The sequence below is a fragment of the Bacteroidota bacterium genome (genome assembly GCA_039111535.1).
Lineage (GTDB): Bacteria > Bacteroidota > Rhodothermia > Rhodothermales > JAHQVL01 > JBCCIM01.
This window is the reverse complement of record JBCCIM010000059.1, coordinates 21,419-30,416: the sequence shown is the minus strand read 5'-3', so window position 1 is coordinate 30,416 and position 8,998 is coordinate 21,419. Positions and strand designations below refer to the sequence as shown.

Genomic DNA, 8,998 nt, shown 5'->3' with positions numbered 1-8,998 from the left:
GCCCGAACCAATCCGGTTGGGGCGATGACCGCGAGGTGTTCGAGCTGGCGCTGCACGGCGGGCGGCACGAGTTCGTCGAAGAGGTCGGGGTCGGCCGCGCGGGCGGCTTTGACGCCACCTGGCTCGGCGAGCGTCGCGAGACAGGCGGTGCGCAGTGTGGGGGAGTCGATGCTATCAGCTACGACCAGGAGCGAAGCGGCGTTCGTCACGTGGACGCTCTCGGCCAGCCTCGAAGCGACCGCGTCTTTGGCCTCCTCGAAAAGGAGCTCGTCGAGGCCGAAAACGACGCGCTCAAGTCGCTGCGCTACGCCGGGCGGCGCTACAACGCCAGCCGGGCGTATGTGCTGCGCTGGTCAGCCATGCGTACCGTGCCACATGTAGTGCCGGACAGTCCACACGCAGCGCATAACCCAGCAAAAATGCTAGTAGGTTTCTAAACCAGCGGTGCCGCGCTTACTTGCGGGCAAGTCCAAACCTGCGTAATGTGCGCTCAAAAGGCTTGAAGGCAAGTTGATATGAACGCAGATGACTGTTTTTCTCCTGCTGCCAGGTGCAGTATCGCATTTTCAGCGCCACTTCAATACGTGCGGCCATCCCCGGCTTTTCTCCTACTGGCACATAGCCATGCGTGGCCATTGCGTCTGCGCACACGGCTTCAACCAGTGTGATATCACGTGGCTTGAGTTGCTTGCGCCACTTCTCAACGCTCACCGTTGAAATGGGCTTCGTAAGCGTACCCACGCCTCCCAATTCGTTTGCATTCGGATGCAGATCTCCACGCGATTTGCGGTAGAATGCCAGCATCTCCTCTTCAAACGGTTCATCAAGAAACGAGCAGATCGTCCGGGCGGTACTTTCCACATCAGATACAAGTTGCTCATACTTGATGACAAGCTTTTTTTCAGCCGGCAGCGATGATTCAAAGAGGTTATAGCCATACGTTGCCGCCTGCAACCAATTGTATGCATTCAAGACGCTGTCATCAACAAAACGTGCAAAACGATTCATCGAGTTTACAACAGCACGTGGATCTCTGATGATGTAGATGAACCGGGCATCGGGCATCATTTTGTGGATATAATCCACGTAGAACAGGTTTTTAGGCGTCTTCTCACCCCAAACCGTTTTGCCTTCTTTCACGGCCCAGGCATCCAGCGCTTTTCGAATAGGCACATCCAGGCGGGGTGTTTCAGTGAGGATATCCTGCGCAATTTGTTCTGTATCAAGGCCTTCAAGCGCAACACTTTTTTTCTTCAAATAGGCGCGAACGAAGTCTTCATATGATCCCTTTTTGAAACGAGGTTGTTGCCAGGTATCGAGGTCGCCAGCAATTGCACAGCGCTCAAAATATGCCATTTCTTTCGGTACACCAATTTGACTGTGCGCATTGAGCAGCAACCGCATCATTGTGGTCCCGGAGCGGCTGGCGCCAACGATAAAAAATGGTGCACCCATGGTATCCCAGCCCTATTTTTTGAGGTTTACTTTGCCACGGCCTTTGCCGTTCATACTGTCTACAAAAGCCCGTGCCCCTTCGCGAACCGCCCGCAGGGCCCGGCCAGGCAACCGGCGGAGCACATAGCCTACATCGAGCGTCTTATGCAGCAGGCAGCCGAAGAAACCGGGCTTAAGCCGGCCTTCAGGTGCATACCCCAGTGCTTCCAGTTCTTTGCCGGCAAGCCAGTTGAAGCGGGCGTGCTTGAACGCACTCCACGTCTTCCAACGCTGGTTTGTATCAAAGTCTTTTTTCTTCTCCTGCGGCTTCCAGGAAACCGTATCCCCCTGCGCTTTCATAAACGAAGAACCATAAACAGGCGTATCCAATGCTGCATCAAAGTTGTACATTGCAGCATCCAGATTTAGAAATTCGAGGATACTGCCCAACTCCTCTACCGTATTGGTATTCAGCGTTTCATAATGCACCAGCTTGAATCTGTCAGCGTGCGCTGCGTGCTTTTCGCGAAAGGTCAGGATGGTGCGGGCCGTCTGCTGCCATTTTCGGGTTGCTGTTTCAAAATTCCACCCAAAACCCGACATACCGGAAGCGACAATCGAGCGCCCGTCGCGTACAATAAGCAGCAAATGCGCCTGGGCGAAGTAGGTAAAGAAAACGTCGAGGTTTTCTACACTCGGGGTTTTGGTAACGATACGTTGCGCATCAGAAAGTGACGCCAAAAAGTTGGTCAACCCTTCGCCAACAGATATGGCAAGGGGCGACACAAAGGCGGCATCTGCCCCCCAATTGCCCCATTGCCATTGAAGCCGGCTCATATACCGCCCCAGCCACTTGCTGTGATGCACCAGGTAGTCTTCGCGAACCGGTGTTGTGTTGATGGCACCGCAATCCGGATGCTGGCAAATCAGGCGGTGCAAAAAATTGGTCCCGCTGCGCGGCATCATACCAAGAATAAACACAGGTGCGCGTGCAGCAACTTCGCCTGATAATTCAGGCAGGACAGCTGTATTGGTATGTTGCGCAGGTTGGGTCATCGCTATACTGATTTCGCGAGCAAAAGCTATTTAAGTTCGTAGCCGAGGGCTTCTGCCACGGAGGCTATGTATGGGCGAACCAGTTTATAGTCTGCTGCGGTCCATTCAAACGAAAGGCCGTTAAAGTGCGCCTGTGCGTTCATTTTCTTGCCCATTACACGCTGGATATCAGCCATATCCGGGCAAGGTACACCGATAAAATCAAAAATTTCGCGGATCATTTCGGTTGAACCACCAAACAGCCGACGCGCCGGCAACTCCATGCCTCGGCCAGCCGGCAGGGTTTCTATAAAATCTATCGAAATCTGGTTGATACGCGCCCATCGCCAGGCTTCTTTAGCCAGCGGAGCCATCGTTTCCCAGGAATCTGCAAAAGGCTCACCTGCGCGCGGACGAATACGGGCAAAATTCCAGGCCATGTTGGGTCCAGCGTACGCACCTCGTCGCATGCCCGACTGGATTACCTGGTAAGGATCTCTGTGTGAAAAGATAAATTTACTGGCCGGAAAGGCGGCAGCTACAGCCGGCGCCACATACGTCAGGCGGTTGTTAGACTCTACGTAAACCTGCCCTTTAGCATTGGCTTCGAGTACAAAGTCATCACGCACGGCGAGGACAAAATCAGTCCACCGCGTCATCCAGTCTTCACTACCCACATCCATGTAGGCATCAAAAGACGACTTCACCAGGCGTGGGCGGGGCTCGTGTTCAGCCAGTACCTTTGCAGAAAGCTTTAGCACATTCGCCATCGTCTGGGTACCGGTGCGGCCGGTTGAGAGCATAAACACACATTGCATGTTGTCCCAGCCTTCTTCGCCGTAAACTTTACCCAGGGTGAGCTTGTTGGCTTTTTTGTAAGCAATGGCCTCACCTTCGAGTATGCGTCGCAACTTTCCCTGTACCTGGGCCAGTTTCCTGTCAGCCTGACGTGCTATCTTTTTTTTGAGGCTTCCCATGCGCTCGACTCACCCGTTACCGATGGTTGGTTATTCTTCGTGGCCTGAAGCTGCAGATTCGGGCAATGTAACCTCTGCTGGCAGTAAATCTTTGTCTACTTCCAGTTGGTATTGCAGTGCATGGTACTCCCAAAGCTTGCCTTTCTTTTCCAGCAACTCCTGATAAGGCCCCTGCTCCACAACCTCACCCTCTTCCAATACGACAACCTTGTCTGCATTCTCAATGGTTGACAGGCGATGCGCAATGGCGATGACAGTTCTACCCTGCATCAACTCTTCCAGCGATTGCTGCACAAGTCTTTCGGAAAGGCTGTCCAGTGCGCTGGTTGCTTCATCAAGTATCAGAATATCCGGATCTCGAAGCAAAGCACGGGCAATGGCGACACGCTGACGCTGGCCGCCAGACAAACGTACCCCTCGATCCCCCAGCACGGTATCAAATCCCTCTTCCATTTGCTCAATAAAGTCGAGCGCATTGGAGCGGCGTGCAGCCTCGTAGATTTTTTCTTTCGGAATATCTTTGAGGCCGTAGGCGATATTGGCCCAAACAGTTTCATTAAAAATGAAGGTACTCTGGCTTACTACAGCAATTTTAGGGCGCAGCGAATCAATTTGTGACTCGCGCAAGTCAACACCATCCCAGAGGACGCGGCCGGCAATGGGGTCATGAAATCGAGGAATGAGGTCGACCAGCGTAGATTTGCCGGCACCCGACGCACCAATGATGGCGGTTGTTTTACCTCGTTCAATAGTAATGTTGACATCTTTCAGCACGATGATTTCTTCGCCATATCCAAACGTAACGTTTTCGAATTCGATGGCCTCTTTGAGCGGCTCAACAACGCGCTCACCATCTGCCAAATAAGGCTTGTTGTCCGTACGGAGCAAATCAGCCACATTCAATAGCGATCCACGCAGGCTCGCCCACATACCGCGCTGTTTGTTCAGTTCATTGACAAGTGGCATCATGCGAAGCAAGGCAAACAGAAAAGCAAGTAGAAGCGCAATATCGAGCTCTCCGGGCAATACATAGTACTGCGTAGCAACGAGGATAATACCAATCAGGATAGTGCTTACAAACCCCTGGGAAAGCGGCCCAACTTTCAGGCGTTGCCATCCGTTCTTGATCATCGAGTCGGCCAGGCCGTTGATCGCATTATCCATCCGCCCCCGCTCGTAGGTCTGCGTGTTAAATGCAGCAATGGTACGGATTCCGTTGATAAGCTCTGTAAGAGAAGTGGTGAAGTAGCCCGCCGCCTTGGTCACTTTTTTGCCGCCATGCTGAATAGTTTTGAGCAAACGCGTTAAAGTCAGCGACAGGAGCACAAAAAAGGTCAGGATAATGACTGACAGCTCCCAGGAGACGAAAAACATGAACCCAATGTAAACGATCATCAAGGTACCCCGGATTAGGAATACGTTGATTATCTGAAACGATTGGATAACCCGGCTGATTTCCGTAGTCAGGCTGTTGATGAGCTCGCCTGTTTTAGTACGGGAATAGTAACTTAATGAAACCGAAAGTAACTGGTCTACAACGCGGGAACGCAGTTCCATGACGTACTTGACGCGTGCCACCGTGGCAAAAGCTTCAGACAGATAACTGAACCCAGATCGCCCCCATGAGGCAACCAGGATGATGCCACAAATGCGATATAGCCGTTCCAGTTGCGGTTTATCGACGCCAAGGATATGCTGATCTACAAACGTCCAGCCAGTGCTAAACGCTTCGCCCGAATCCCCAATATTCCGAAGAAATGGAATAAGCAGGCCAATGCTAAACCCCTCACATATCGCCGCCAGGATCGCAAAACACAGGGTAAAGATGAGGTAATACCAGAACTTGCGGAATACCCCAAGTAAAATGCGACTCGGCCGGCTGATCGTTCTAGTGATAAGTGAACGAAAGTTCATGCTGCACAACTATAAATATCAAATGAGCGCTTCGATTACTAATACTCTTTCGAAGCGCTTAATAATAGGCTAAGCAAAGGCTAAAGTTATAATGCCTTTTGTTCAACAGGCTTGCGCTGAATAGCTTAATAGCAGTACTCCTTTAGATTATTCGACCAGATACCCTGCTTTTATAGCTGGCGGATGCGAATAGCAAGCAATACCAGAGAGGCAACTGCACCAATTGCGGAGAAAACTGTCTGCAAGTTAAAGCGCTGCTTACTCTTGGTTTCAATCAAAACAATGTCATTTTCCTCTAATGCGGGGTATGATTTCCCACTTTTAAGCAGGTCATTCATTTCGGAACTGAAAATTTCATTGCGCGCGCCACCTGTTGTGCGATACAACCGTACCGTAACTGTACTTTTGGTTGTATTGTCAGAATCGCCAAAGTTGGGAATCTGTGCCGAAGAAAGCAGGTCGATCAGGTCCACGTTTTGTTCTACCTTCCAGATGCCTGGCGTAGAAGCGGTCCCCCATATGTAGATAAACATGGTAGGCCGGCCCGGACGGGAAAAATCGGTAATGCGCTCCTCAGACTGCGCCATTGCTTCAGCCTGAAGCATGGCAAACAGACAAAAGCCAAGTATGGCAAACTTGCAAATTCTAGTCATCAGTACTAATTATTTGAACTATTAACAATTAGGGTCTTTCTTTCCAGCCATCAGCAACCGTGAGACAGTGCTTGGATACCGACAGTCATTTTTCCTCCCTACGCCCATGCGCGAGACTGCTGGCAAATACGACAGGCCATGAAACACAGAATTGAACGAACGATGGGATGCTTATCACAATCGGCACGCGCTTCGCGCTGCTAACCACAAATAGTATTACTAATTTTTGCGTGGTCTATACAACAGCGTAGCACAATGAGATGCCGGCAAACAAAGGGGCTGAAAGGCACAAATTGCTGCACGTTATGTCAGTTGCAGCAAGCCAACCAACACCCTAACTTGGGGCGCCCTCCAGTTGAGAAGAGTAGCCATAGGTACCATCGTAGCCGTAAACGGAGTAGGCACGCATGTTCGTGTTTTTCCCGTTAAAACGGTTTAGGATAACCCCAGCAACATTTACGCCAACAGCTTCCAGCGTCTGACGTGTAACAGTCAGCGATTGGTTGTCGGTTGCATTTGCGTTGGCAACAACGATCGTTGCATCACACAGTGTGGAAATAACAACGGCATCCGTAACTGCCAACACAGGCGGGGAATCGATGATAATGGTATCAAACATTTCGCGCAGGCTATGCAGCCCATCACGTAGCACAGACGAGCCAACCAGTTCGGAAGCCCGTGTGGAGGTACTTCCTGCTGGAATAAAGTGTAGATCGCGTACCGACGTTTCAAACTCCTCTAACAAGAACTCTCCGGGATTCATAAGCAGATCTACAAAACCGGGTGCACGGTTGATGCCGAGCAATTTGTGGCACGATGGCCGGCGCAAATCGAGGTCAATCAACAGCGTCCGCCGACCACTCTCAGCCATGGTTGCGGCCAGGTTAACCGAAGTCACCGATTTGCCATCCCCTGATTCGGGGCTGGTGATCAGCACCACCTGGGGCGGCTGATCTTCAAACAGGAAATCGATATTCGTACGCGTCAGGCGGTAATTCTCTGCAATCGAAGAACTGGGTTGCAGTACAGAAATCAAGTGTGTATTCCACGTACCGCCATTGTACTGTACCAGCTCGTCGCCACCGTAAGACGCTTTGATTTCCGGGTGCATCTCCGGAATAACACCAATCAGGTTGAAGCCCATGTCTTTGATGTCGCTCGGCTTCTGAATACGGCGATCAACGGCTTTGCGCAAGAACGCGATACCCGTACCAAATCCGAGGCCGAGAATTAAGCCCAGCACCAGGCTTTGGGTCAGGTTATTGCCAACAGGAGAAGCAAACTGGGCCTCTCTTACAACTGACACATTCCCAATTTCGTGCTCCAGTGCAATTTCCATTTGCTGAAGCTCCTGCTGCAACGTTTTGTATCCCGCCTCAACAACAGCACGCCGGCGCTCAACATCATTCTGTTGCAGCATTTTGCCGGGCACCTGGTCAAGCTTCTCTTTGGTTTCCGTGATGCGCTGCCGAATAGAACCGATGTTTAGGGAAATTTCGCTGATTTTAAACTCTTTTTCGATGATCTGACCGCTCAACTGTTTGGCATAGCTCAATGGCTCATTGGCCGTGCTTGATGAGCCACCGCCGGTTGAAAGCGTCTCTGCTACCAACTTCTCTGCAAGTGCGTTTTTCTGGCCTTCCAGGTGGTTGATGCTTGTTACAATATCGTTGAGCTCAGGAATCTCAGCCTCCCGGCCTCGGCGCGACGGGTCGCGCATGTAATACTCTTCAGCCTCCATTTTCAGGTCGGCAATTCGCCCCTGAAGCGCTTCAATTTCTTTGTCAGCCCCAGAACTTACGGAAGTCACCAGGTTCGGGGATACGCGGGCGTATTCACCTTTCAGATGCTCCAGTAATTTACGCTCGGTTTCAAGCTGAATTTCGTTGGTTTGCAGTTTCGCGGAAAGCTGTCCGTATTGCTGCAACAACATTTCGCCAGCAGAGCCGGAAGTAATGGCATCTCCTGTACTCACGACAGCCTCCCACTCATAATCGAGCGCCGTCAGTTCATCGCGACGCTCATCGAGGCGTGCTCGGGTAAAGTCGCGTGCATTGGCCAACCGTGCCTGGCTACGCTCTTTTTCGATTGCCTTGTATTCTTCTGCGTAAAGATTAACGAGGCGTACAGCTTCATACTTTGAGGTGCTTACCGCCTTCATGTTTATCATACTCTGCTCAGCGGGCATAAAGAAAACCATACCGCGGAGGCGAATTGCAGCTTCTTCAGCAGTTGCTGTTGGCCCCCCATTGGCAGAACGAAGCGCTGAAAAGAGAGAATCAGACCCGAGGCTCATCGCAGCATCACGCAACCGGCTGGCCACGCGTTTGCTCAGCTCGCCCGAGTTAATCAGAAAGCTGAGTTCGTCTGCCTGCGTCCGGCCATCTACCCCATACGGGCTGAGGCGGTCGATAGGTGAAGACCCGCTCTTGGCCGTGTTTATAGAAACGAGGCTAGAGGCTTCAAAAACTTTGGTTTCGGTAAGCTTAAATGCAGCAATGCCTGCAGAAATCAGGATACAAGTGGCTAGAATTATCCATTTGCCATCCAGGATAGTGCCCAGGATGTCCCCAAAATTAATAGAGGTGGACTCGGCACCCGCAGCGGGCTGCGGCGGAATTGCAGCAGCATGCCCATTCAGAGGCCGGTCAGCAGGCAAAAATTGCTGATTTGAGCGTTTTCTAGGTTCTAAATTATTCATGGTTTTGGATCAAAACCCCGAGGGCTATACATGTATAATTCAACTCGTTACGGTTGGGTCTTCTTGCGATTCGTTTAACCAAAAACGAATCAAACGATGTACTATTCATTCATCGGTATCGGATAAGGTTGCCAAAGCTTTAACCTGTTAACAGGCCTCAAACAACAGCGTTTATCCAGCAAGTTTATCGTTGCAACGGGTCAACTTTGCATTAAAGCACCACTTAATGGTTTAAAAAGTCATGTATTGGGTTTCGCCCTGAAGCACAGGCTACTCAGATTCAC

At 51.1% G+C, this 8,998-nt stretch carries 7 protein-coding genes; 1 reads left to right on the top strand and 6 read right to left on the bottom strand.

The window, feature by feature from the left end; all coding sequences use genetic code 11:
- A partial coding sequence (locus AAF564_11315) for a hypothetical protein (protein ID MEM8486129.1) occupies positions 1 to 437 on the top strand: 437 nt, incomplete at its 5' end.
- A gap of 16 nt (positions 438 to 453) precedes the next feature.
- Here the strand turns inward: AAF564_11315 and AAF564_11310 are convergent.
- The 6 genes from AAF564_11310 to AAF564_11285 all read right to left on the bottom strand — a co-directional run bounded on the left by AAF564_11310 (position 454) and on the right by AAF564_11285 (position 8,714).
- Entirely contained in the window at positions 454 to 1,455 is a 1,002-nt protein-coding gene (locus AAF564_11310) for a sulfotransferase (GenBank protein ID MEM8486128.1), read from the bottom strand.
- A 12-nt stretch (positions 1,456 to 1,467) separates the two neighbouring features.
- Positions 1,468 to 2,490, bottom strand: a complete 1,023-nt coding sequence (locus AAF564_11305; protein ID MEM8486127.1) for a sulfotransferase — start codon at positions 2,488 to 2,490, stop codon at positions 1,468 to 1,470.
- Positions 2,491 to 2,516: 26 nt separating this feature from the next.
- Entirely contained in the window at positions 2,517 to 3,446 is a 930-nt protein-coding gene (locus AAF564_11300; GenBank protein ID MEM8486126.1) for a sulfotransferase, read from the bottom strand.
- A 30-nt stretch (positions 3,447 to 3,476) separates the two neighbouring features.
- Positions 3,477 to 5,360, bottom strand: a complete 1,884-nt coding sequence (gene hepA / locus AAF564_11295; protein ID MEM8486125.1) for a heterocyst formation ABC transporter subunit HepA — start codon at positions 5,358 to 5,360, stop codon at positions 3,477 to 3,479.
- Between the two features lie 170 nt (positions 5,361 to 5,530).
- Entirely contained in the window at positions 5,531 to 6,013 is a 483-nt protein-coding gene (locus AAF564_11290) for a hypothetical protein (protein MEM8486124.1), read from the bottom strand.
- 334 nt (positions 6,014 to 6,347) lie between these two features.
- A complete protein-coding gene (locus tag AAF564_11285; GenBank protein MEM8486123.1) occupies positions 6,348 to 8,714 on the bottom strand; it encodes a polysaccharide biosynthesis tyrosine autokinase in 2,367 nt (788 codons plus the stop codon).
- Positions 8,715 to 8,998: the final 284 nt, after the last annotated feature.

Coding starts and splice junctions, on each gene's coding strand:
- AAF564_11310 (MEM8486128.1), bottom strand. CDS start 1,455: ATGGGTGCACCATTTTTTATCGTTGGCGCCAGCCGCTCCGGGACCACA.
- AAF564_11305 (MEM8486127.1), bottom strand. CDS start 2,490: ATGACCCAACCTGCGCAACATACCAATACAGCTGTCCTGCCTGAATTA.
- AAF564_11300 (MEM8486126.1), bottom strand. CDS start 3,446: ATGGGAAGCCTCAAAAAAAAGATAGCACGTCAGGCTGACAGGAAACTG.
- hepA (MEM8486125.1), bottom strand. CDS start 5,360: ATGAACTTTCGTTCACTTATCACTAGAACGATCAGCCGGCCGAGTCGC.
- AAF564_11290 (MEM8486124.1), bottom strand. CDS start 6,013: ATGACTAGAATTTGCAAGTTTGCCATACTTGGCTTTTGTCTGTTTGCC.
- AAF564_11285 (MEM8486123.1), bottom strand. CDS start 8,714: ATGAATAATTTAGAACCTAGAAAACGCTCAAATCAGCAATTTTTGCCT.